Raw genomic sequence first — 24,034 nt, 5'->3', positions numbered from 1 at the left:
TTATGGAGAATTGATCTTTCCTTATTCAGCATATCGTTTTATTTCAGATAAAGGATACGTTTGGTTGTCGGTGGAGCGCGCAGAGCTTGCAGAATAAGAAGGAAATTGTCAAATGATGTCGAATATCAAGGGAATATAGGTCAGAGATAAGCTCTTCTTCCTAATGGAGAGCTTAACAAAGAAGCTAGGTGATGGGGTTGCGATTAAAAAGTAAGTCGAAACCGAGACGACAATTCAAGGTTTCGCTACAATTCATGATTATTATTTTGGTTGTTTTAGTTATCATTATTTCTTTAATTATATCCTTGCTTCTCATTCGTAATTTCGTGATTAACAAGCATTTTGATAATACGAAGGAAAAACTTTCGGGTATTGCCAAGATGGTTGCCAGTGACAACGATGTTATTCGTAATGTTGAGCAGGGAGTTCCTGTGAAGCAGATCCAAGACTACTCGCTTGAAGTCATGCACAACGTTAATGTGGATTTCGTTGTCATTTTGAACCACGATTTAATTCGGCTATCTCATCCGAATGCCACGATGGTTGGCAAACCGTTCTCTGATTTGAATGATGCCAGAAGAGCGCTATCCGGTCAGGGACATTTTTCTGAGAATATAGGTATTTTGGGCAAAGGTTACCGATATTTTACGCCGATATTTAATCAACAGCATGAGGTCATTGGCATTGTATGTGTAGGGCTGACCATGAGAACCCTAAATCATGATTTGATGCAAGCGCAGTATACCATTTTTGGAGGACTGATGCTGGGGCTCTTCAGTGGAGTTCTGGGCGCGATCATTCTGGCTCAGAAAATCAAAACGATTTTATTTGGGCTTGAGCCGCAAGAGATAGCAACACGATTGCGTGAAAAAGAAATTATTGAAAATGAGGTCGCTGAAGGAATTATAGCCATTTCGGCTGACAAGAAAATTATGCTCATGAACAAAGAAGCTCAGGCCAAGTATCAACCGGCAAACCAAGAGATGAAAGCCCCGATTGGCGAGCAGCTAGATACCAACTTTTATAACGTGCTCTTCAAGAGAGTGTTTGATGATAAAAAGAAAATCAAGGATCGCTCATTTTATGTGAATGGTATAGAAGTCATTGCGACAGTAACCCCTATATATATTGAAAATGAGTTTTTTGGGGCAGTTGCAACGCTGCGCGACCAATCCGAGATGATCCATCTCAGCAACCAGTTAAGTGGTACAAAATATTATATTAACTCCCTTCGCGGACAGACCCATGAATTTATGAACAAAATGCACGTAATATCCGGGCTGATTGAAATGAGGAAATATGCGGAGGTCAGTCAATATATTCAGCAGCTAAATCACCGGTATCAGGATGAGGTAGGCTTTTTGACTGAGAGAATTAAAGTTCCGGCATTAGCAGGTTTTATTATGGGTAAAATCAACGAAGCACGCGAACAGAATATTTCGGTTCTTCTTGCAGAAAGCTCGGATGTCTCTAATGTGGAGATGCAGGATATCGTTCATGATGTCATACACATCCTGGGCAATTTTTTTGACAACGCCATAGATTCCATCTTACAAAAAAAAGAACCCGGCAAAATTGAACTGAAATTGAACTATGAGTGTGAGGGAAATGTATTCATTTTGAAAGTGAAAGATAATGGTATGGGGATTGATTTTGAGATGCAAAAAAGAATATTCGAGCATGGCTTTTCAACCAAAGGAGAAGACAGAGGCTACGGCTTGAATCTGGTTAAAACCATGGTGGAAAATCATCAAGGAATCATTGAGCTTGATAGCCAACCGGGTCTCGGAACAAGTATATATGTAGAGTTGCCCTGTACATTGGAGGTGACAAATGAATGAAAGTTCTAATTGTTGAGGATGATCCGATGGTTGCTGAGCTCAATCAACAGTTTATCGAGCGCATGGACAATTTGGACGTTGTATGTAAGGCAGATACCGTCAAGAAAGCACAGGATTGCCTTCAAAAATGGTCACCGGATCTGGTATTACTGGACGTTTATTTACCTGGAAAAAGCGGATTAACTTTATTATCACATATGCAGGAGCATCAGTATCATGCTTCAGTTATTTTAATTACGGCTGCAAAAGATATTCAGACGGTGAAGGAAGCCGTTTTTTATGGTGTTGCAGACTATTTAATTAAACCCTTTACATTCGAACGCTTTAGACTGGCTGTTGAGAAAATCCAGCGTCTGGCGACGGTGATGGAGGAAGGGAACGGAATTAATCAGGCTGTTATTGACCATTATTTTAATAAAGAAGAGCATGCGGGTGTGGAGAAGAAAAAACCTGTTGAACATCCATCGCATAATCTACCGAAAAACCTGTCTAAAAATTTGTCCAAACTGACCATGACCACGATACTGAAGAGTATTCAAGAGCTGGATGGACCATTCTCGGTTGAAACGTTAGCCAGAGAAGTGGACTTGTCCCGTATCACGGTAAAAAAATATATTCAGTTCCTGGTGGACGATGGCTTTCTGGTTGAATCGATAGAATACCACAAGGTTGGCAGGCCGCTAATGCTCTATCAGTTGAATCCTGATATAAAAGAACCGCTATTTCCGATGTAGTCTGGAAATAGCGGTTCTTTTTTTGTTCAACAAGAGTACCGAGCTTCCTAATTATTTCATAGAGAGAACAGGAAGTGGGACTAGGTTATCCGAAGAATGAGCTGTAACGATATCATGGAAGTTGTCATAGCTAGTTTCAATCATGTTGGATAACGCCGTAACGGTATTCGAGCCAGCATGAGGCGTTACCAAAACTCTTGGATATAGCTCGACAAGCTTCTGGATCGTTGGGTCCGGGAGCATTTGCCATGGTTCAAATGCTCTAAAGAATAATTCATCTTCTTTAGGGAAGACATCCGTAGCGAAGCCTTCCAGATGGTTACTGAGCAAAGCGTCCAAAATGGCTTGGTTATCTTGCAATTCTCCACGTGAGGTATTGATGAGAATAGATCCCTTTTTCATTTTTGCTAAAAAGCTGGCGTTAATCATTTTGTCGTTCTGTCCCGGCAGATAAGGAACGTGCACACTAACGACATCACTCTCTGCCAGTAATTCATCCAAGGTCGTGAATGGAATGACTTCCTTGGCCGCATCTGATTGGTACACATCATAACCAATAACAGAGGCTCCCAATCCTTTAAACAATTTGGCCTCCGTCAGACCAATGCGACCCACCCCGATAATCCCAACTTTACAGTTATGGATCTCTTTGCTGAATGTATGCTCATCCACAATAAAATTTTTGAACGAACTTTTGGTAGTCATATAAGCGGTGTGTCGGAACAGCATCATTGCTAAAGTTAGGGAGAGCTCGGCGATGGCATTCGGAGAGTAGGATGGCACGCGTGCCACCTTCATTCCGAATTCGCTGCAGGCATCCAAATCAATGTGGTTGATTCCGACTGTTCTGGTGAAAACATATTGAATGCCGTATTCATTGAATTTTGTGATATTTTCCCGATTGGCAGCACAGTTTCCTCTTAGCAAAACGGCATCGTGATGCTGTGCCAATTCTGCATTGCTGGTGGTTAACAACTCTTCTACCAGCGTTAGTTGGAAGTTATATTTATTGAGATTCTGGAAATAGGGTTTCTCATAAGAACGGACACCATAGCAAATGATTTTTAACATGTTGTTTTCCCCCTGATTTAGAAAATTCCAATTTTATCAATGACATTGAGCGTAATGATCCACACTGGAATCATGACGACAGAAGTGATAGTAGATAGAAGCGATGCATTAGAAGTTAATATGGCTTCCTTATCAAAACTGATGGCATAGGCTGCGGCTACGGTAGCTGTAGGAGTAGCCATCATGATGACAATAGTAGCTAAAGCGACAGAATCGACTGACAGAATATGAGATACAGTCAACAAAGCCAGCAAGACGATGTTAACAATAGGAACAAGCCAAACCTTAACTATGCTGTAATACCAAGAGGTCTTATCAGTAGCTGCCGACTTGAAGCTGATCTCCCCCAATGTCGATCCAATCGATAACCAGGCTAATGGAGAAGCTAGTCCAGCTAGGTAGGTCATGGGCTTGAACAGCCAGACAGCGGTTTGATCAATTCTTAGAAAGGCGAACTGCTGAATGGCCCCATCCTCAGTAGCTACACTCATCTGTGGCAAATAACCTTGAAACAACCAAACAAACAAGCCTAGAAACGTGGCGATAACGATGGGATTCAAAAACATGGTTTTGAGATTTTTAAGCTCCATTTTCAAGCCGCTCATTTTGATATAGCCATAGGAGTATAAGAAAATGCGGTACCCTATGTTAAAAATGGAACTGTACATCACTCCGGTAGGACCGTAAATGGCTCCGACAATTGGAATTCCGAAGAAAGTAGTAGAACCGAAAATGGTTAATACCCGCAAAACATCCTGTTTATCCTTGTTGTAGCTCAGGAAGAACGGTTTAGAAATAAAGATGAGAATAATATAAATTAAAACTCCCCATATTAAAACATTCATTCCTTGTTTTAACATTGTAGGATTAATACCCTGCATAAAAGAATTAAAGGCTAGTGCTGGTAGAGCCACGGTTAGAACAACCTTGGATAACATCTTTCCTACTGCTGCGTTAAAAATCCCCTTTTTGCGGCAAAAGAAACCAAGAAGGATAATAAAAACGGTGGAAGCGATAGAACTGAGAATTTTGTTATCTGTTAAGGTCGCTGTAATCATTTCTAGTAAAGACATAGATAAAACCCTCTCTTGTACCTTTTTTCACATAAATGACGATGCAGAATGTGACGATGCAATTCCCTGATCTTTTGGCCAAAGTGTTGGTTTGCACTTTTATAGTAAAATGACTTTGTGAAAAAAAGAACAATATCTAATTAATTTAACTTATGAAACTAATTTAAAAAATTTATACGTTACATCAGATGGCAAATGAAACGAGAGGGGACGTCTTCACGGAATGATTATTTCTTGGCTTTGTGAGTGCTCATCAACTTCCGTGCTATAATGTAAATCATTAAACCCTACTTGATTAGTGGGTTAAATAGAAAAGATAGCAGGAGGGGCCGTATGAATCCGATACAACATATACTGTACGAATTTCAGCTGATCGTGCTGGACGGCGCCATGGCGACCGAGCTGGAGCGTCATGGACATGATCTGAACGATAGCTTATGGTCAGCTAAAATCCTCCATGAGCATCCGGAGTCGATCAAGCGTGTACATAGGGATTATTTTGAAGCTGGGGCAGACTGTGCGATTACTGCGAGCTATCAGGCTACCGTTGAAGGCTATGTTAAACGAGGCCTAAGCGAAAATGAGGCGCTGGAGCTGATTCAATCATCGGTGAGGATTGCTGTGCAGGCACGCGATGAGTTTTGGGCTGACATGAAGGCTACTGCTAGTCAGCGATATCGTCCCAAGCCGCTAGTCGCGGCCTCTGTTGGCCCTTACGGGGCGTTTTTGGCAGATGGGTCAGAGTATCGCGGCGATTACAAGCTGAGCGAGGAACAGCTAGTGGAGTTTCACAGGCCACGTATGAAAGTTCTGATCGAGGCGGGAGCAGATATTTTAGCCTGTGAAACGATACCCTGTCTGGTTGAAGCCAAGGCCATTGCCCGATTGCTGAAGGAATTCCCTGGCACGTATGCCTGGATCAGCTTTAGCGCAAAGGATGGACAGCATATCAGCAATGGTGAGTCTGCCGCTGCATGTGCTGAGTGGCTGAATGGGCATGAGCAAGTGGCTGCTGTAGGAATCAATTGCACTTTGCCGAAATTCGTTCCATCGCTTATTCACGAAATACGCAGCCACACGGATAAGCCTGTGGTGGTATATCCCAATCTGGGGGAGGAATATGATCCGGTCAGCAAGACATGGCACGGCAGCACTTGTGCAGAGACGTTTGGACAAAGTGCCCGCCAATGGTATGAAGCGGGAGCTCGTCTGATTGGCGGTTGTTGCCGGACTCAGCCGCTGGATATTGAGGAAATAGCATCATGGACGAGAGATGTATAAACGAGGATAAGCGTAGCGCAGGGATAAAGGTTATCTATAAGAGATAACTCGATGGCCCGAAAAAGAACAAGCAGGCTGAACCAAGTTGTGCTCCGGCAATGGAGCAGCTTGGTTCAGCCTGCTTTGTTTACTACCTGCGCCGATCTGGTCAGCTTTCCGCTAAACGTTCCAGTAGTGCGTCTCCATTACGGCTCACCCGGATATGGGCAAAATGTGCGTTCTGTTCTACAGTACGTCCGGTTCCCTCAGGGATGAAATAATTCTCAATACCGTACAGAATACGAGAACCATACCATTGTCCATTTAAAACGACTTCATGACTGGCAAGTTTTTCACCATCTTGATATAGGCGATCCGCGACGTATACTCCTTGGCTATCTGGTGTGAGAACGACTTTGACCTTGCCTCGGCTCCATTCCTCCTCCTGAAGAGGGGTCTTGGAAGGCGGGGTAGATATGTCGTAATTCAGTGCCACATAATCGCCTTGCAGCAGGGAGCGCGGGTCTATAGGAGCCAGTTTGAGCTTAATGGAAGCCCCTGTGGCGAGCAGGGTTTCACTTCTCGACGTCTGATAGCCGATGATCCCCAGCTGTAGCACGATGACAATAGCGATGAGTAACGGGCTTAAGCGCATGAAGCTAAAGCTGCGGTGGTCGGCATCAAATGCTGCTTTGCCGCTATGGGCCATTCGCCGATCCGCCCACCAGGTCAAGCCGAGTGCAATGACCCCCAGAAGCGCCAACGTAAAAGACTTATACAGTAGCGTCCACAATAAATCATAGTATTTGAAGCCGATAAAAATAAACCAGAAGACAACGCTCATGATGGTCTCCGATTTTTGTTTCAGACGGGCAAAGGCAAAGACCATCCCGGTAACGATAACAAAATAAAAAATGTTAATGAACATATAAGAGTGTGGAATGACATCCTCGAAAAACGTCGCCCAAAACAGGAACAGCAAGCTAAAAAACAATGAGCTATTCCGCAGATGTTCTTTTAACTCCGTCTTGAATATAAAGTAACTTACCCCATATAACACGGCATTGACGATGAAAAGAGAGAAGATGATGAACTTATAGGTCCAGTTCCAACCATCCCACTCTTGATACTGCTGAAATAAAATGGTCGCCAGATTCAGGTTTACAAAGGTGTAGGCAAAAAACAACTGCCTTTTCCCTTTGGAGCGAAACCATCCAGCGATGGAAACGATCAGAAATAATACCGAAAGCAACGTCTGATCTGACCAAAGAATGGCCGCCAAGCCTGTAATATAGCTGATGGTCAGCAGTGTAAAACGTATTACCGAATCCAGCTTGGATTCCGGTATGACAATCATCGAAATCATAAGCAGCAACGACACAACCAACAGTACATATTCGGTGTGGTTTACATTCGTGCTAATCATAATCAATCCGATGAGAGAAATACTACCGATCAGCACTCCAACCACTTTGATTACACGGGATACGGTTTTGCTGATCCATTCACTGCCACGTTCCTCGGTAACGGTCGTCTCAGTCTTTGATGTACTGATGTCCGTTGTCCCTGTATCAGATTTCGCGATACTTCCCTTTTCCTCATTGGATATCTCATCTGCTTCCGGCGGTGTTTTTCCCAAATGATTCAAATAACGGAAAAACCACACGTTACCCGTCAGCAGTAGCGCCACAAAAATCAAACCAAAAACAAAAAACAGAGATGAGGAGTACGCCTCAGCCAGCTCTATAAATTTAAAGACGGCAAAAGCCGAGAGTGCCAATGCATTCAAGGTCAGTAGCGTTTTATTCAGCTGCACCTTGGTAAATATATAAAATCCTAAAGCAATCACAGCGATATGCGGTATATTCATAACCAGGCCATACCCATCAAATGCAAAAGAGTTGGTCATCGCCAACATGGCTATATGGAAAACCGTAAAGCTCATATATTGTAGTGGAGCAGAGTGTATACGATGAAGGAACGTCAATAAAAATAGCAGCAGATTGACTATTGCGAATATTCCGGCAATGGACAACGATTCCAGCTCGCTATAAGGCGCGCTTTGCATCGTAGGGTAAAAATAAAGCCACAAACCAAGATGAATTAGTACATAAGACAGCATATAAAAAGGATTGTAGCGAGTAATCCAGCTAAGCAGTAGAGCCGGCACCGACCAAATGAAAAACAATCCGTAGCTGTCCGCATGGGAATTGTAAATTTGACCGAGCAATGCCACGGAAACGCCAAAGGCTATACAGCCAGCCACCAAAAACATATTAGACAGAAAAGCTTGTTGGCCGGGAACAGCACGTATCCGTGCAAATACAAAAGACAAGCCATAGAACAGAACAATAAGCGCAGCAGCAAGTACAATCTTGGATGTCCGATCCAGTCCGCCCCAATTGGAGGCGAAAAAATAAATAATTGCGGCCAGTATCAGTGAGATGCCCAGCAGATAACCCGTACGTATCGCATTGAATCGCAGCATGGATTTCACGTACCTTTCCTGTTGGTTTGATGCCTATTATAGCGTTGAAAGGGCTCAGAACCAAGTGGAAATTAGGATCAGGTCATAAAAAGAGAGCCACCGTATACTGTGGCTCTCTTTAACGTTACTGGATTCCGACTAAGCGTTGACGGTACGAATCTCTTGCCGGGACTGATGTCGGAAGCGATACTCACGCGGTGGAATCCCTGCTGTTTTCTTAAATGCCTTGGAAAAGGTGGACATATCGGTATAGCCGATGGACTGGGCTATGATTGACAAATTGTAGGTTGTCTGCTCCAGTAATCTTTTGGCTTCGTTAATCTTGAGGTTTTGCAAATACTTGGCGGGAGAGATGAGGAAGGTGGAATGGAACTTACGTGAAAAATGCGCACGATCCACACCTACATGCTCGGCAATTTGCTCAATCGTAACACGGTCACAATAATGCATTTCAATGTAATCTTTCCCCTGCTGGAGCCAATAATCAGAGCATACAAAGTTGCGCAGCACGTCAGATGTGTTGCGGGACAACTCCAGGAAGATCTGATGCAGTGTAATCAAGCGGGCCAGATCGCTACCCTGACTGTTGTTGTCGTTTACGATGGAAAACAGGTTGGAGATAAGTTCGAGGATTTCCTCGCTCACTGCGTTAGCCATAAATGGCGTAGAGGGATTAATTCCGATCCGCTCCAGCAGTGCGAGGGACTTGGGTCCCTCAAAGGCAATCCATACCTTTTGCAACGGGTGCTCGTGATCGGTGTAATATTCATGGGCAAGATGCGGAAAAAAACAGAATAAATCAGACTTTTGGACACGGTACTTCTGTTGCTTATAAATAAACTCAGCCTGACCTTCAAGTACAAAAATCAAATAAAAATAAGGAACAGCCTTGGGACCAACATGGCAGCTTGTTTTCGAAATATCCATACCCAGTCTGACTGGCCAAATGGCGCTGGATTTCTCCAGTTCGGTAGCTGTGAAATAATGGTCTTCCACGATGTCGAAGTGATCTTCATTTTTTGCTCTTTTCATAACTTGTCACCTCTCCTTTGGTGGAGATAAGGGAATTTTGATTTTATTGTATATAAAGGAAAGCATAATTACAAGTTAATTCATTGGAATTAAGGGTTATATAATTAAAACTAGGTATGCCAAAGGCTCCATGGCCGGTTTGAGACGAGCCATGGAGCCTTTTAAGTTCTGTATTATGAGATGAAGATTAGCCTACATTTATACGTTCAGGATTCCTTCTTTTGGAGTAACGTTGAAGGCTTTGGCCAGATCGGCCAATTCCTGATCTGTAATACGTTGCTGAATATCATGGTGAGCAATGAGCATATAAATTTGCGCCGCTTTTTCAATCGTTTCAATTAGGCCAAACGCTTCATCAATGGAGCTGCCCGTTCCGAAAATGCCATGATGAGGCCATAATACAGCATGATGATCCTTCATTTTTTTAGCCGTTTCGCGGCCGATTTCGCTGGAACCCGGTACCATCCAAGGGATTACACCGATACCGTCTGGAAAGACGACAATACATTCGGTACACATTTCCCACAGTGTTTTGGTGAATTGGTTTTCGTCCAGACTATGAATGAAGGTCATGGCAATAACATGGGTGGCATGATTATGAATCACAACACGATGGTTAGGATCGACCTTCAAGCGCTCAATGTGGCCCATAAAATGGGAAGGTAACTCACTGGTAGGCACCGCCCCGTGTTTGAGGCCCCACAAGACTTCCAATTGCTCACCATCCTGGGAGACACGAAGGACTCCTAAGTTAGCTTCTGGATCTGCAATTACATTTTTGAAATATTTTCCTGATCCGGTGACGATAAAATATTTACCAGCCAGTTCATTCACCGGGAAAGCAGGTTTAATCGTCCGAATGACCTGATGAATATCTATATATTTTGCAACCTCAGCTTCATCCAGAATATAGCTTACATTACCTCCATTGCGTTCATCCCAGCCGAATTTCCACATGTTTTGTGTAATTTCCGCCATCTCGCGAACAAATGGGATATCTAGTCCCGATTTGCGTTCTTTTTGATTCTCCAGCACAGTAGTCATGGATAATCTCTCCCTTTGTATGATATGAATATAAGCATTATCAGTCATTAGTTACCGTTTCAGCAGTTATCGTTTCAAGAGTACTTGTTGTTCATAGTTTTTTACTTCGGCCAGCCATTCCTCACGAACAGGAACGCCGTTTTGAGCGCAATAGTAATCCCATATGGCACCAAACGGATACGATTTAAACTCTTCGACCAGAGCAAGACGAGTGGTAAAGTCCCGTTCCTCTTCCGCCTGCTTTAATGCTTCAATCGGTTCGAGCATAGCGCGAAGCAGCGCTTTGATCGTGTTGCGTGTTCCGATGACCCATGCTGCTACATGATTGATACTTCCATCAAAGAAATCAAGACCGATATGGGTTCGGGAGAGCAATTCACCGCGAACCAGCTCACGGGCAATGTCCAGCAATTCGTCGTCCATTGTCACGACATGATCACTGTCCCAACGAACCGGTCTGCTGACATGGAGCAATAATTGGTCGGTAAACATCAGCACAGAGGACAGTTTGTTCGAAATGACTTCCGTCGGATGGAAGTGACCAGAATCAAGACAGATAGATTTACCCCGCGTTAGGGCGTAGCCCATATAGAACTCATGGGAGCCCACGACATAGCTCTCCGAGCCGATGCCGAACAGCTTGCTTTCAACCGCATCGATGTTGTATTCCTCACTGATTTCCTCGCTGAAAATTTCGTCCAGCGCATCACGCAGACGTTCTCTTGGAGCCAACCGATCAACCGGAGTATCTTTATAGCCATCCGGCATCCAGTGGTTAGTGACACAGGGCTGACCGAGTTCTTTGCCAAAATGCTCTGCAATCCTGCGTGATTTTTTACAGTGTGTGATCCAGAAATCACGGATTTCCGAATCCTTGTGACTCAGTGTGAAGCCGTCTTCGGCTTTGGGATGAGAGAACAAAGTTGGATTAAAATCAAGCCCGAGCCCTTGCTGTTTGGCCCAGTCTACCCAGTTCTGAAAATGGCGTGGCTCCAGTTGATCCAGATCCACTTGTTCAGTGGTGTCCGCATAGATTGCATGCAAATTGACCTTGTGTTTACCCGGAATGAGTGATAGAGCTTTTTCTAAATCCTGACGCAACTCATGCGGCGTGCCTGCTCTGCCCGGGTAGCTGCCCGTTACGGCAATCCCCCCGCTAAGCTGTTTGTCTTTGAACAGAAATCCCTGAACATCATCTCCCTGCCAGCAGTGCAGTGATATTTTGATTTGTGAAAGCTTCTGTAAAATGTCGTCAACTTGAATACCGTGGCGGGCATACAGCTTTTTCGCTTCGTTATAACTGGCTTCAATAGCTTTGTTCATGGCTTTACTCCTTTATTGAGATATCTGAATAGAGGATGTTGCTTGTATCTTGAGGCGCTCCCAGCGTTCCAGAAGCTCTTGCATGCCTTCCACCGATTGCGGCTCATATAGCCTAGTCGGAAAGGAGCGGGCGATGGTTCGGCCAGCAGCTTTGAGATCCTCAAGAACACCAGAGCTGATTAATTGCACGACAATATTGCCGATGGCCGTAGATTCGGAAGGACCTGCCTGAACCTCAATTCCCAAGAGATCGGCTGTTAGCTGACATAGTAATTCGTTGTTAGCACCTCCGCCGACAATGTGCAATCTGGTAATCGTTTCGTCTGTTAAACGTTGCAGTTCGTGTAAGGCATCGCGGTAGCTTAAGGCCAGACTGTCAAAAATACAGCGGGCGAGTGAACCCGGCGTCCTGGGGATGGGCTGGCCTGTTTCTTCACAGAATCGCTGAATTTCAAGGGTCATACTATCCGGGTTTAAGAAGGATGACTGGTTACAGAGGACGAGACTGATAAACGGTGTCTCTGCTGAAGCCAGTTCGGCCAATTCAGCAAAGCTATGTGCGGAACCGCCCTCTCTCCTAATCTCCTGAATCATCCACAATCCCATAATATTTTTCAGAAAACGGTACGTACCGTAAGCACCCCACTCATTCGTGTAGTTCGCCTGCATGGCTGCCTTGGTATTTAAGGCCTCGGATCGTTCCATTCCCAGTAGTGACCACGTTCCGCTGCTAATAAAAGCCCAAGATTCTTCCCGCTGTGACGGAACACCTGCAACAGCCGATGCAGTATCGTGAGTAGGCGCAAGAATGATCTGACAGTCCGGAAGATCGTATTTTTGAACAAGCTCCGGCAAAAGAGAACCCAGAACCCGTCCAGGCTCGGAAAGCTCTGAAAACTGATTGCGTCGCAGTTGGAGCAGGGACAGCAGGTCTTCATCAAACTCTCGTGTGTTCACGTTGAGAAGCTGCATCGTGGACGCATTCGTCATTTCATTGATCATGGTGCCTGTCAGGCGATAGTACAGATAATCGGGGACCATCAATATTTTATCCGCCTGGGCAAGCTGTTCCCGATCATGGACAAACAGTTGATACAGGGTATTAAAGTTTAGTTCCTGAATGCCTGTTTTCTCATACACAGCCTCTCGACTGATGATCTGGTGCAGCCTGTCGGGCGCATGGAGGGTACGTGCATCCCGGTAAGCGTATACCTCCTGAATGCGGTTTCCTTTCTGATCAAGCAGCACGTAATCTACAGCCCATGTATCAATACCGAGCGTACAGGAATGAATCCCCGTCTGTTTAGCTTTTTGCAAGCCCTGAATAATCTCATTCAATAGTTCGTCGATATTCCAGTAATCGTGTCCGTTTTTTTCGGTAAAGGAGTTGTTGAAACGGTGAAGCTCTTGCAAGTGTAGCTGGTCACCTTGCAGAGTTGCGCTTACGAGCCTTCCGCTTGAAGCTCCAATATCAACAGCAAGATAATTATTCATACCCAATCTCCTTGCATGGATAAAATACTGGCAGCCTGAAAGTCTGCTTTTTGTTTTCTTAACTAACTCCATACTACTTCCGTTTTTCTTTGTAGTCAACAGAAACGGAAGTATAATTTGTGGTTTTATTTTTGTTTTCTAAAATTATAATTAAAATTAAATGTTGTTTTGTATGTATTTTTGTTTTTTAATCTGTTTTCTACAATCAGGATTATGCAAAGTCCTTGCAATATATATATCTTGAACAAAGGTCGATTTGATTTTACGATATTCCAATTGTGGAAGGTTCTCCAAATGCCGCTGTCTGTATGAAAAATAGTCTTGAAACCGCCCGCCAGAGGGTGTAGTATACAAGATATCAATTTCATATGACTCGTATAATATTGGGGATATGGCCCAAAAGTTTCTACCGGATGACCACTGTAATCGTCCGACTATGAGTGATAGCGCATCGGCTTTGGATGAATGCGGGCATTTATTTGTGCGCCAATCCGTCAGGGATTATAACCCCAAGGACAGGCTTCACTTGAGAAACAACTCAAGGGAGCCTGTCCTTTTTTTGGTTTTGGCAGGTTTTATACTATTTTAAAGTACAGAAGGAGCGATACTCGCATAATGAAAGCTTTGGAGGAACGTATTCGTCAAGAGGGACAGATTTTATCTGACACCGTATTAAAGGTAGATTCATTTTTGAATCATCAGGTAGATACAGCATTAGCATTGGAGATTGGTAAGGAGTTTGCACGCCTTTTCGGCAGTGCTCCTATCACCAAGGTGCTTACAATTGAAGCTAGTGGTATTCAATTTGCTATGGCTACTGCTATTGCCTTGGGAGTCCCGTTCATTTATGCGAAGAAAAAGAAGGCAATCACGCTGAATGAGCAGGTCTACTTCGCTGAGGTTCATTCATTCACTCGGCAGGAAACTTATCAGGTGAGTATTTCCCAAAAATATCTCGATGCCAGCGACCATGTGCTAATCGTAGATGATTTTTTGGCTACTGGCGCAGCATTGGTCGGACTTACGGATATTGTGAAGGAAGCAGGAGCGGAGCTGGCTGGGGTTGGCTGTGTGATTGAGAAGAGCTTCCAGGAAGGCCGTGGACTGTTGGAGCAAAGAGGCATTGCTGTGCGCTCTCTTGCGCGTATTGCTTCCATGGCACCGGGCGAGGTTCATTTTATAGAGGAAGCTGGCGCGGTGATTCCTCCCGTTAAGGAGAATGTGGGATGTTAAGTAAACAAAAGTTATTCGCGCTGGGCTTCCAGCATGTCATGGCGATGTACGCTGGAGCAATTGCTGTACCTCTAATTGTAGGGGGAGCATTGCACCTGACGCCAGCCCAGATGGCTTATTTGGTGGCTGCCGATCTGTTCACTTGCGGGATTGCTACATTATTACAGATTATGGGCACACGCTTTTTCGGTAGTAGACTGCCTGTCATTTTAGGTTGTACGTTTACGGCAGTAGGGCCCATTATCGCGATTGCTTCGACCTCAAATTTAGCGACAGCGTATGGTGCCATTATTTTGTCTGGTATATTCGTGGTGTTAGCGGCACCGTTGTATGGCAAGCTGCTACGCTTTTTCCCGACGGTGGTTACGGGTTCGGTGGTTACGATTATCGGTCTATCCCTTATTCCGGTGGCGATGAACAATGTAGCAGGGGGTCAGGGCAGTTCGGATTTTGGACAGCCACGTAATTTGCTGTTGGCCTTAGTCACACTACTGGTTATTCTGCTTGTGAATCGGTTGGCAAAAGGCTTTTTGCGCTCGATTTCCGTGCTTATTGGGTTGTTCGCGGGCACAGTGGTTGCTTATGGAATGGGAATGGTGCATTTTGCTCCCGTGGCGGAGGCTTCATGGGTGAGTGTTGCGCAGCCGTTTTATTTTGGTAAGCCAGAGTTTAGCATTATGGCAGTTTGTACGATGATTATCGTCAATATTGTCAGTATGGTTGAGTCTACAGGCGTTTATTTGGCAGTAGGCAAAGCAATTGATCAGAAGGTGGAGCAGAAGCAGATCGTCAATGGTCTGCGTTCCGAAGGACTTGCGATTATGCTTGGGGGTATTTTTAACGCGTTTCCTTATACAGCTTTCTCGCAAAATGTTGGTCTGATTTCGCTCACACGCGTCAAATCGCGGAACGTCATTTTTGCTGCCGGCGGTATCATGGTTGTTCTTGGTTTGCTTCCTAAGCTGGCTGCCTTAACGACAGTGATTCCTAACGCTGTGCTGGGCGGGGCGATGATCGTCATGTTCGGCTCGGTCGCTGCATCAGGCATGTCTATTCTGTCAGAAGTGGATCTGCGGAAGGAAAGCAATCTGCTGATCGCAGCATGCAGCATTGCCGTGGGCCTAGGCTCTGCCGTTCTGCCACAAATGTTCGACCAGCTGCCGAGCTTTGCCAAAATGCTGTTGCAAAATGGTATCGTTTCGGGCTCGGTTACAGCGATTGTCTTGAATATCGTTTTGACGAGAAAACAGGGCGAATCGGTCAAAAGCGTGACGGTTCAGGAGGTTCCACAGAAGGTTTGATGATTAGGAAAAAATAAGATAGCCGGAAAGAGGACGTATGCCTCTTTTCCGGCTTTTTGGCATGGAGTTATCCAGAACTGATTATTTATTTAGCAGCATGAAGTTATTGATGAAACCCTCTTCCTGTATAAAGATCGGGGTTTGGATTTTCGAAGTAAAGTCATAATAGTACACGCCGCGTCCTTCATCCTGATTTTTCTGAGAGGCGCTGCCTAAATAGTAGATACCCTTGCCGTCTGGGGACATATAGAGACTGTGCAGTGGCGCTAAAGTTAACTCTTAAGTTGATTTATCTACTAGAGGAATTTGCTAGAGTAGTGGGCAAGGTCGTGGTATAATTTACCTTATGGATTTTGAATAGTGGTGGATGTTTTCGGACCACGGTGCAGCTTCCCGAAAGGGGGTGAAGCCGATGGTCACACTTGTGTCGTGCTACGATGTGTTGCGTTGGATGGTTACGTTACTAAGCCTGGTGTTTAGTATTCGTAAACTTTATCGCTGGCTACGTCGGAAATTTCGGAACAAGCGAAAACCCACCGCGTAATTAGGTTGGCCCCTAACGGTGGGTTTCGTTTGCATTGACATTTAGTTATGCAGCGCGCCGTGGTGGTGATCCACAGCCTTTCAAGTCCTAAGAGTCTTTGCCGTTGGCGCGGCGAAGACTCTTTTTAGTATACGACACGGTAGTTTACTCTATACCTAATTTTAACACTTCAATTGCGTGCACGCAATTGGAGGTTACGTCTTGTTTCTACCTTATCGTTCAAATTTAAATTATTGTGCAGCATTTATTGACAAGCCTGTGACAACAAAATAAGATCGTAATGGAAAGAAATAAAGGAAGAAAACAGGTGTGAGCCGGACGACTCTGTGTACGGGGTTTTGTTGAGACCATGTAGATGGATTTTGAGCGTGTTCACTTAAAAGGGAAGTTCGGTTGATTCCGACACGGGCCCGCCACTGTATACAGGCCTTAGCAGGATACTGCTGGAGCTTTCAGAACAGCCACTGGAACTGTGAAGAACCGGGAAGGCCTGAAAGATGCGCCTGGAGTCAGGAGACCTGCCTGTTTTGACATCACTGTCAGACCCACGGGATGCTGGGGAGGTGGTTAGGCGTGCTGCATACGGAATGTCTGAAACCGATCTGATCCCTTCTATGTTTTTGGAGTTGGCTTCGAGGTGAGTTTTGACATTTTATAATGAAAGCATTTCTGACTGCTGATCAAGTGGTCCGGAATGCTTTTTTCGCGTTTTGCGTTAGGTTTATATGATTTTACAAGATAGAGGGGGATTCATTGAATGATTAGCAATCGTAGCAGGAGTTCATGGTTGATATGTACAGGGGTGATACTGTTGCTGGCAGTTATGGCTCTTTCGGGATGTGCCAGCAATAAGACGTCGGATAGCTCCGGTAAGGGTGAAAACGCGTCAGCACAACAAACAGCGACAGATAAAAAGCTGGTAATGGCGTATACATGGAAACCGTCGGGCGTTGACCCGCACGGAGATAATAGCTGGGATGTGATGCGATCCGGTGCAGGTGAGACACTTGTCCGTTTGAATGAAAAGCTGGAGCCTGTGGCTTGGCTGGCAAAGGAGTGGAAGCAGGATAGTCCTACAGTTTGGACGTTCAGCTTGCAGGATAAAGTCACTTTTCATGATGGAAAGAGTATGGATGCAGCAAGTGTAAAAGCATCTTTACTGCGCTCTATCGAGAAAAGCCATCTGGCGAAGGATTTACTGAATGTGAAGTCCATTGATGTAAGCGGCCCGCTGGCTTTGAAAATCACGACAAACCAGCCGAATGCGGCGTTGGTGTCCAATCTAGCTGATCCATCGACGATTGTACTGGATGTGGCATCGATGAAAGATGAGCAGAGCTACCCAGCGATGACAGGCGCCTTTAAAATCAAAGCGTTCAACAAGGACCAATCGTTGGTCGTAGAGCGTTATGACGGATATTGGGGCGAGAAGCCACGACTGGCTGAAGCGACGATGAAGTTCATTACGGACGGGAATTCGCGCCTGATGGCGCTGCAATCCGGCGAGGTGGACGTAGCGACCGATATTCCGGTTGATAACACAGAGGTAGTGAAAAAGAACGACAAGCTACAAGTACTGTCGGCTCCCTCCTTGCGCACCCATATGATCGTGTACAATATGGAATCGCCAGTATTCAAGGATGCGGCGAACCGTAAGGTGGTGGACAGCCTGATTCCGCGCACATCGATTGTGAGCGCCGTCATGAGAGGCTTCGGTACGGAAGCAAGCAGTCCGTTCCCGAGCATTCTTCCCTTTGGTAAAGTTGAGCGTAAAGCGCTGGGGGGAACGGCAGAGCAGCTGTTGACGAAGGATGGCTGGCAGAAGGACGCCCAAGGGACATGGACTAAGCAAGGCAAGCCGTTCGAGGTTACGCTGCTGACTTTCCCTCAGCGTCCGGAGCTCTCTGTTATGGCTGAGGTCATCCAAAGCCAATTGCTGAAAGAGGGAATCCAGGTCAAGATTCGCAAGGTGGAAAATATCGACGAGGCGTTGACCAAAAACGATTGGGATTTTGCTATGTACAGTATGCTTACTGCTCATACAGGAGAGCCGCAATATTTTATGGACATGTTTTATTCTTCGAAAAGCGAAGCCAATGTAAGCCGGTATAGTTCCAAACCGCTAGAGAGTATTCTTAACAGCTTGAAGCTGGCGAAGGATACAGCGCAGCGTAATGCTGTGACACTACAAGCGCTGGATATCATCAATGCGGATTTGCCACAGTCGTTCATTGTGCATCCTGATAATGTGTTTGGTGTGAAAAAAGGGGTGGAGGGTTTTACACCCCATCCGATCGAGTATTACTACATTACAGCGCAATCTGATATTGCGGAATAACGAGCTGCGTATCCTATGATTCGTTTTATACTGGAACGTGTGGCGCAGCTGCTCATCATTGTATTCGTTGTATCCACGCTGACTTTTGTACTGATGCGGCTGGCTCCTGGTGACCCTGCTACTATTTTGCTCACCGCGCATAATGTCCCTGCCTCTGAGGAGGCGTTGACGACGCTACGGCAGGAACTGGGCTTAAACGAGCCGCTTCATATTCAATATGTGAACTGGCTGCGAGATGTGTTCACGGGGCATTGGGGCACCTCGTATGTATCCAAGGAATCCGTGCTAGCCGAACTATGGAACAGACTGCCTGCTACTGTGGAGCTAGCTGCTGCGGGCTTTGCCGTCATGACGGTGCTTACGCTGGGGCTGGGACTGGCTGCCTCGCTAAAAATCAGCGGCCCACTGGATCGTCTGGGCAGGCTGTTTGCCCTGCTGGGATCGTCGATTCCCTCTTTTTGGCTTGGGTTTCTGTTGATCTATCTATTCTCCGTTCGCCTGGGCTGGCTCCCATCCATGGGAAGGGAGGACTGGGCGCATCTAGTGCTCCCAGCGCTGACTCTTGGCGCAGGTTTGGGAGCGGTGCAAGCCCGTGTACTGCGCGCTCAAATGCTGGAGCTGGGTGACCGGAATTTTGTGAAAGCAGCGAAGGCTCGAGGCTTTTCACGTATGCATATCCTGTTTTTTGAGATATTTAAGCATGCGGTTCTGCCTATGATTACACTGCTAGGTACCAATCTATCATTTATGTTGGCAGGTAATGTCATCGTCGAGACCATTTTTTCATGGCCGGGGTTGGGCAAGTATTTTATAGATGCGATTACCCAGCGAGATTATCCGGTGATTCAGGGGTATGTTATTTTCGCCGTATTTTTAATTGTAGGAGTTCAGTGTTTGGTGGATGTGGTCCAGACGGCGATAGATCCGAGGCTACGTTTGCGTTAAGGGGGAAGCTGAAAATGAAAAAGATACGGCTTTCCTTTCAAGGGAGCTTGCTGGCAGGAGGCATACTGTTTGGTCTGATCGTGCTGCTTGGGTTATTGGCTCCATGGGTCGCTCCTCATGATCCTCTTCAAGTGGATCTTTTGAACCGTCTGGCACCACCCAGTCGGAAATATCCTTTTGGTACGGATCATCTGGGTCGGGATGTGCTGTCACGGCTAATTTACGGGATTCGGACGAGCGTGCTAATCGCATGTGCAATTACTGCAGCTACGCTGTGCTTCAGTCTACCTATAGGGTTGCTCATTGGTTATGTGCGCGGACGCGTGGATCAGCTGATTATGCGGGGAATCGACGGCGTACTGGCTTTTCCTGATATTATTTTAACGGTGGCAATTGTGGGCATTTTGGGCCCGGGTTTTGTTAACATGACCCTTGCGATTATTGCGGTACGGTGGGCGGGCTATGTCCGGTATATCCGTAGTCTGGTTCAAAAAGCCTGTCAGGAGGACTACGTTCGGTATGCCCGTTTATCCGGCAATTCACACGCGCGTATACTGAGACGTTATGTATTGCCACAAGCGTTGCCGCAGTTGTTGGTTTATGCGGTATGGGATATCGGACGCGTGGTGCTGATGATCGCTGGGCTGTCCTTTCTTGGACTGGGTGTACAGCCGCCCAAGCCAGAGTGGGGCGTGATGCTGCATGATGCAACCTCATATTTTCAGGTGGCTCCGCATGTCATGATTTTCCCAGGCTTGGCGATTATGTTATTCGTACTTGCCTGCCAGCTTTTGGGCGACCGTTTTTCGGAAAAGGGGGCGACCAAATAGTGGAGGATCAAATAGCCCTTGGGTGCAAGGATACGATAGAACAAGTGGCAGGGCGAGAACTTTTGTTACACGTGGAACATTTAGAGATCTGCCGCACTGGCGTAGGAACAAGCGAAAGCGGAAGCAAACCGCTGCTGAGTGATGTGAGCTTTTCCATATATTCAGGGGAAATTGTGGCCCTGACCGGACCGAGCGGATGCGGCAAGAGTCTGACCGCACACGCAATCGCAGGCATGCTGGAGCCAGGTATCGGTGTTACGCAAGGGCATATCTACTATAACGGGGAAGACATTCTCCCGTTCCAGGAACGGCGCTGGCAAAGGCTGCGCCGAGACGATATTGCCCTGCTCATTCAACAATCGCTGAGCGGGTTGAACCCGATCCGGACTGTCCGCGCCCAGCTGATGGATACGCTTAGACTGCACGGGCGGCGTCGGATGCCGCACAACCAGGCAGTGCCGGAGCACGCTGATGCTGTCCCATCCCACACTGCACCGCAGCAAGTCCACCCGCTGGGCGTGCTGCCACGGATGCGGCAGATGCTGAGCCGTGCCACGGAGATAGCCAGAGGAGGTGCTACTCCAGTGCGGGAGGCCTATTTGTGCTCTCTGCTCCGCAAGGTTGGGTTTGCAGATCCTGAGCATATTTTGTCGTCATATCCTTTTGAACTAAGCGGAGGCATGTGTCAAAGGGTGCTACTGGCTGCAATGTTAAGCTCAGGTCCGCGCCTCTTTATTGCCGACGAGCCTACTACGGCGTTGGATGTTATCAACCGCGACAAGGTTCTGGCATTGCTGCAACAGTTGAGAGAAGACTTTGATCTCACCATATTGTTGATTTCACATGATCGCCAGGGGATGAGCCGCATAGCAGATCGAGTGTTGGAGATGAGCCCGGAAGGAAGGATGCACCAGTGATGCTGGAATTGAAGAATGTGACCAAAGCATACCCTGTCCGCAAACGGAGAAAAGGCTGGTTCAGCAAGCAAGATAGCGAGCAGGCCGTGAAGAAGGTGAGTCTGGAGTTACGACAGGGGGAATGTCTTGGACTGGTGGGGGAAAGTGGAAGTGGCAAAAGCACGCTGGCACAATGTATTCTAGGGCTGGAATCGTTGACCTCAGGGGAGATTTGGCTGGATCATCAGCCTATACATTTCGAAAAGATGAAGGACGTTCAGCTGTACAAGCGAATCCAATTGGTTGCACAGGATTCGTCCTCCTCATTGCATCCTCGTATGACCATTCGAGATATTTTAATGGAGCCGATCCACAACTATTTTCCTGAGCGAAAAGAGCAGGCGCTGGATATTTGTCTGTCCCTATTGGAATCAGTAGGATTGGAGGCTGACAGTCTGGAAAAATACCCAGCACAGCTGAGTGGCGGGCAAAAACAGCGGGTATGTATTGCCCGAGCGTTGGCGGTGGAGCCGGATATTATCTTGTTCGATGAATCGATCGCCAATCTGGATACGACAACGCAGTCTTCTGTACTGGACATGCTCAAAAGAATGCAGATGGAACGTCAGTTGTCCTACCTATTCATCACTCACGATCTCCAATCTACTCGTCAGTTTTGTGATCGAGTTGCCGTCATGGTTCAGGGGGAGATCGTGGAAATCTTTAAGGAATGGGATGAAGACTTGTTACAGCATGAGTACACGCGTACTCTGTTGCAAACGTTGGATAATTAAGCCATAAATTTAATATTCCACAAATTTAAAATAAATATGAGGATTGTTTGTCGAATGTTGTTGACAAAATAGAACGTGGTACCTATTCTAAATATGATTATGATAATCATTATCACATATATAGAAAAGGGGAAATACATTGATGTCCGTTCGACACCGCAAGACTGCCACCCTTATGTTGGTGGCGCTCCTCTTATTATCCGTTGTTTTGGGTTGTGCGAAGCAGGAGAACACGCCTGCATCCACCTCAACTGACGGAGTTGCCAATGAAAAGTCTATCACACTATCGTGGCCGCGTGACATTGGTACGATGAATCCTCACGTATACAATCCTTCCCAACTTTTTGCACAATCTATGATTTATGAGCCGTTAGTCAGCTACAAGCAAGGAGGTAAGCTGGAGCCTGCTTTGGCTGAATCCTGGACTATATCCAAGGACGGCAAAATATATACGTTTAAGCTACGCAAAGGTGTGAAATTTTCGGATGGAACGCTATTTAATGCGGCCATTGTCAAAAAGAACTTTGACGCTATTATGAAAAATGAGAAAACGCACAGCTGGCTTGGTATAGTAGGCGTTCTCGACAAAACTGAAGCTGTAGATGACAGCACCTTCCGAATGACGCTCAAAGAGCCATACTACCCAGTGCTTCAGGATTTGTCTGTCGTTCGCCCGTTCCGTTTTCTGGGTGAAGCTGGGTTCCCGGATGATGGAGATACGTCCAAAGGAATCAAGAAACCTGTAGGTACAGGACCTTGGATGCTGGATGAATACAAGCAAGATGAATATGCAACCTTTAAGCGTAATCCGAACTATTGGGGTACTGCACCGAAGGTGGATAAAATTACGGTAAAAATCATTCCCGATGGCGAAACCCGTGTAATGGCCTTTGAAAAAGGCGACCTGGATCTGATTTATGGAGAGGGTGTCATTAGTCTGGATGCTTTCAAACAGCTTCGCGACACGAATCAGTATGTTACCACGCTGTCCGAGCCTGTCGGTACAAGAAGCCTGTTACTCAACTCATCCAATCCCAAGCTGGCAGACCTTCGGGTACGTCTGGCACTCCAGCATGGCTTTAACAAGCAGGCAATGGTGGAAGGTGTGACCTCGGGGCTGGAGGAAAAAGCGGATACGGTTTTATCTAAAAACTATCCGTATACGAATGTAAACTTACAGCCTGTTGGCTATGATGTGGAAAAATCCAAAGCGTTGCTGGATGAGGCTGGCTGGAAGCTGCCCGCAGGCGGTACAGTACGGGAAAAAGACGGACAACAGCTGGATTTTGAGCTGATTTTTGATAAGACTGATCCGATCCAAAAGGCGATGGCTGAAACCATTCAGGCCGAATGGGGAGAACTGGGTGTCAAAGTGAACCTGACCGGACTGGAGCTGACGGTTCAAATTAAGCGCCTTAGATCCAACCAGTTTGATCTGTACTTCTGGTACAACTATGGTGCGCCTTATGATCCGCACTCCTTTATTAATGTCATTGCCAAAAAGAGCTTCGGAATTTCCGAGGTGCTGAGTGCCCTTCCGATGAAGAAAGATCTGGATCAGCAAGTACACGAAGCGCTCTCATCGACAGATGAAACCAAGCGTCAAGAGCTGTATGCTTCGATTCTGAAGACGCTTCAGGAGCAATCTGCCATTGTGCCTATTTCGTATATTAAGAAAACGGCAGTGTACCAGAAAAAGATTACAAACTTTGTATTCCCGGCTAATCGGGATGAAAATCCGTTCGAGGGAATTGAAATCGGAAAATAGCTGAAGCCGATAGGTAACGGTAGTT

The 24,034-nt window shown here is 46.1% G+C and carries 18 protein-coding genes and 2 riboswitches; of the genes, 11 read left to right on the top strand and 7 right to left on the bottom strand.

The window, feature by feature from the left end; all coding sequences use genetic code 11:
• The first annotated feature begins 191 nt into the window (after positions 1 to 191).
• Positions 192 to 1,841, top strand: coding sequence for an ATP-binding protein (locus tag KAI37_RS25340; RefSeq protein WP_258383025.1), 1,650 nt, complete (start codon positions 192 to 194; stop codon positions 1,839 to 1,841).
• Positions 1,838 to 2,575 carry a response regulator gene (locus KAI37_RS25335; RefSeq protein ID WP_071643949.1) on the top strand — a complete coding sequence of 246 codons (738 nt, stop codon included), beginning with the start codon at positions 1,838 to 1,840 and terminating at the stop codon, positions 2,573 to 2,575. The genes KAI37_RS25340 and KAI37_RS25335 overlap by 4 nt, the downstream gene beginning before the upstream one ends.
• 51 nt (positions 2,576 to 2,626) lie before the next feature.
• Here the strand turns inward: KAI37_RS25335 and KAI37_RS25330 are convergent, their stop codons facing one another.
• Complete coding sequence (locus tag KAI37_RS25330; RefSeq protein ID WP_220030468.1) at positions 2,627 to 3,646, bottom strand: 2-hydroxyacid dehydrogenase; 1,020 nt, start codon at positions 3,644 to 3,646, stop codon at positions 2,627 to 2,629.
• Positions 3,647 to 3,663: 17 nt separating this feature from the next.
• Positions 3,664 to 4,719 (bottom strand): AEC family transporter, encoded by a 1,056-nt coding sequence (locus KAI37_RS25325; protein ID WP_220030467.1) that lies wholly within the window; start codon positions 4,717 to 4,719, stop codon positions 3,664 to 3,666.
• A 333-nt stretch (positions 4,720 to 5,052) separates the two neighbouring features.
• Between KAI37_RS25325 and mmuM the strand changes: the two genes are divergently transcribed.
• Positions 5,053 to 6,000 (top strand): homocysteine S-methyltransferase, encoded by a 948-nt coding sequence (mmuM, locus tag KAI37_RS25320; protein ID WP_220030466.1) that lies wholly within the window; start codon positions 5,053 to 5,055, stop codon positions 5,998 to 6,000.
• A 148-nt stretch (positions 6,001 to 6,148) separates the two neighbouring features.
• Here mmuM and KAI37_RS25315 read toward each other — a convergent pair whose 3' ends face one another.
• From KAI37_RS25315 to rhaB, 5 genes are all read right to left on the bottom strand, one after another.
• The gene (locus KAI37_RS25315) at positions 6,149 to 8,467 is read right to left on the bottom strand and encodes a GDYXXLXY domain-containing protein (RefSeq protein WP_220031530.1); all 2,319 of its coding nucleotides are present in this window, start codon (positions 8,465 to 8,467) and stop codon (positions 6,149 to 6,151) included.
• A gap of 138 nt (positions 8,468 to 8,605) precedes the next feature.
• A complete protein-coding gene (locus KAI37_RS25310; protein ID WP_071643938.1) occupies positions 8,606 to 9,499 on the bottom strand; it encodes an AraC family transcriptional regulator in 894 nt (297 codons plus the stop codon).
• Positions 9,500 to 9,697: 198 nt separating this feature from the next.
• Positions 9,698 to 10,543: a rhamnulose-1-phosphate aldolase gene (rhaD, locus tag KAI37_RS25305; protein ID WP_023990992.1), complete on the bottom strand. Its 846-nt coding sequence runs from the start codon at positions 10,541 to 10,543 to the stop codon at positions 9,698 to 9,700.
• 66 nt (positions 10,544 to 10,609) lie between these two features.
• Entirely contained in the window at positions 10,610 to 11,866 is a 1,257-nt protein-coding gene (rhaA, locus tag KAI37_RS25300) for an L-rhamnose isomerase (RefSeq protein ID WP_071643936.1), read from the bottom strand.
• 12 nt (positions 11,867 to 11,878) lie between these two features.
• Positions 11,879 to 13,360: a rhamnulokinase gene (rhaB, locus tag KAI37_RS25295; protein ID WP_071643934.1), complete on the bottom strand. Its 1,482-nt coding sequence runs from the start codon at positions 13,358 to 13,360 to the stop codon at positions 11,879 to 11,881.
• A gap of 353 nt (positions 13,361 to 13,713) precedes the next feature.
• A riboswitch (purine riboswitch) is annotated at positions 13,714 to 13,817 on the top strand.
• A gap of 158 nt (positions 13,818 to 13,975) precedes the next feature.
• Between rhaB and KAI37_RS25290 the strand changes: the two genes are divergently transcribed.
• The 8 genes from KAI37_RS25290 (at position 13,976) to nikA (ending at position 24,009) form a co-directional block, all read left to right on the top strand.
• Complete coding sequence (locus tag KAI37_RS25290; protein WP_025720187.1) at positions 13,976 to 14,593, top strand: xanthine phosphoribosyltransferase; 618 nt, start codon at positions 13,976 to 13,978, stop codon at positions 14,591 to 14,593.
• Complete coding sequence (locus KAI37_RS25285) at positions 14,587 to 15,894, top strand: nucleobase:cation symporter-2 family protein (RefSeq protein WP_071643932.1); 1,308 nt, start codon at positions 14,587 to 14,589, stop codon at positions 15,892 to 15,894. The genes KAI37_RS25290 and KAI37_RS25285 overlap by 7 nt, the downstream gene beginning before the upstream one ends.
• A gap of 880 nt (positions 15,895 to 16,774) precedes the next feature.
• A riboswitch (cobalamin riboswitch) is annotated at positions 16,775 to 16,978 on the top strand.
• 217 nt (positions 16,979 to 17,195) lie between these two features.
• Positions 17,196 to 18,776: an ABC transporter substrate-binding protein gene (locus KAI37_RS25280; RefSeq protein ID WP_220030465.1), complete on the top strand. Its 1,581-nt coding sequence runs from the start codon at positions 17,196 to 17,198 to the stop codon at positions 18,774 to 18,776.
• 15 nt (positions 18,777 to 18,791) lie between these two features.
• Positions 18,792 to 19,721, top strand: a complete 930-nt coding sequence (nikB, locus tag KAI37_RS25275) for a nickel ABC transporter permease (RefSeq protein WP_071643928.1) — start codon at positions 18,792 to 18,794, stop codon at positions 19,719 to 19,721.
• A gap of 14 nt (positions 19,722 to 19,735) precedes the next feature.
• Positions 19,736 to 20,551 carry a nickel transporter permease gene (gene nikC, locus KAI37_RS25270; protein WP_071643926.1) on the top strand — a complete coding sequence of 272 codons (816 nt, stop codon included), beginning with the start codon at positions 19,736 to 19,738 and terminating at the stop codon, positions 20,549 to 20,551.
• Entirely contained in the window at positions 20,551 to 21,468 is a 918-nt protein-coding gene (locus KAI37_RS25265) for an ATP-binding cassette domain-containing protein (protein ID WP_220030464.1), read from the top strand. Before nikC ends, KAI37_RS25265 begins: the two co-directional genes overlap by 1 nt.
• Positions 21,465 to 22,241 carry an ABC transporter ATP-binding protein gene (locus tag KAI37_RS25260; RefSeq protein WP_220030463.1) on the top strand — a complete coding sequence of 259 codons (777 nt, stop codon included), beginning with the start codon at positions 21,465 to 21,467 and terminating at the stop codon, positions 22,239 to 22,241. The genes KAI37_RS25265 and KAI37_RS25260 overlap by 4 nt, the downstream gene beginning before the upstream one ends.
• A 142-nt stretch (positions 22,242 to 22,383) precedes the next feature.
• On the top strand, positions 22,384 to 24,009 hold the full coding sequence (nikA, locus tag KAI37_RS25255; protein ID WP_071643922.1) for a nickel ABC transporter substrate-binding protein: 1,626 nt from the start codon (positions 22,384 to 22,386) through the stop codon (positions 24,007 to 24,009).
• Positions 24,010 to 24,034 lie beyond the last annotated feature (25 nt).

It is taken from the genome of Paenibacillus sp. S25, assembly GCF_019454085.1.
GTDB classification, from domain to species: domain Bacteria; phylum Bacillota; class Bacilli; order Paenibacillales; family Paenibacillaceae; genus Paenibacillus; species Paenibacillus polymyxa_B.
Note: the sequence above shows the minus strand (reverse complement) of the source record. Positions and strands in the feature narration are given on the sequence as shown.

What these genes read in the sequence shown, in the direction of transcription:
- KAI37_RS25340 (WP_258383025.1), top strand. Translation starts at nt 192, where the DNA reads ATGGGGTTGCGATTAAAAAGTAAGTCGAAACCGAGACGACAATTCAAG.
- KAI37_RS25335 (WP_071643949.1), top strand. Translation starts at nt 1,838, where the DNA reads ATGAAAGTTCTAATTGTTGAGGATGATCCGATGGTTGCTGAGCTCAAT.
- KAI37_RS25330 (WP_220030468.1), bottom strand. Translation starts at nt 3,646, where the DNA reads ATGTTAAAAATCATTTGCTATGGTGTCCGTTCTTATGAGAAACCCTAT.
- KAI37_RS25325 (WP_220030467.1), bottom strand. Translation starts at nt 4,719, where the DNA reads ATGTCTTTACTAGAAATGATTACAGCGACCTTAACAGATAACAAAATT.
- mmuM (WP_220030466.1), top strand. Translation starts at nt 5,053, where the DNA reads ATGAATCCGATACAACATATACTGTACGAATTTCAGCTGATCGTGCTG.
- KAI37_RS25315 (WP_220031530.1), bottom strand. Translation starts at nt 8,467, where the DNA reads ATGCTGCGATTCAATGCGATACGTACGGGTTATCTGCTGGGCATCTCA.
- KAI37_RS25310 (WP_071643938.1), bottom strand. Translation starts at nt 9,499, where the DNA reads ATGAAAAGAGCAAAAAATGAAGATCACTTCGACATCGTGGAAGACCAT.
- rhaD (WP_023990992.1), bottom strand. Translation starts at nt 10,543, where the DNA reads ATGACTACTGTGCTGGAGAATCAAAAAGAACGCAAATCGGGACTAGAT.
- rhaA (WP_071643936.1), bottom strand. Translation starts at nt 11,866, where the DNA reads ATGAACAAAGCTATTGAAGCCAGTTATAACGAAGCGAAAAAGCTGTAT.
- rhaB (WP_071643934.1), bottom strand. Translation starts at nt 13,360, where the DNA reads ATGAATAATTATCTTGCTGTTGATATTGGAGCTTCAAGCGGAAGGCTC.
- KAI37_RS25290 (WP_025720187.1), top strand. Translation starts at nt 13,976, where the DNA reads ATGAAAGCTTTGGAGGAACGTATTCGTCAAGAGGGACAGATTTTATCT.
- KAI37_RS25285 (WP_071643932.1), top strand. Translation starts at nt 14,587, where the DNA reads ATGTTAAGTAAACAAAAGTTATTCGCGCTGGGCTTCCAGCATGTCATG.
- KAI37_RS25280 (WP_220030465.1), top strand. Translation starts at nt 17,196, where the DNA reads ATGATTAGCAATCGTAGCAGGAGTTCATGGTTGATATGTACAGGGGTG.
- nikB (WP_071643928.1), top strand. Translation starts at nt 18,792, where the DNA reads ATGATTCGTTTTATACTGGAACGTGTGGCGCAGCTGCTCATCATTGTA.
- nikC (WP_071643926.1), top strand. Translation starts at nt 19,736, where the DNA reads ATGAAAAAGATACGGCTTTCCTTTCAAGGGAGCTTGCTGGCAGGAGGC.
- nikA (WP_071643922.1), top strand. Translation starts at nt 22,384, where the DNA reads ATGTCCGTTCGACACCGCAAGACTGCCACCCTTATGTTGGTGGCGCTC.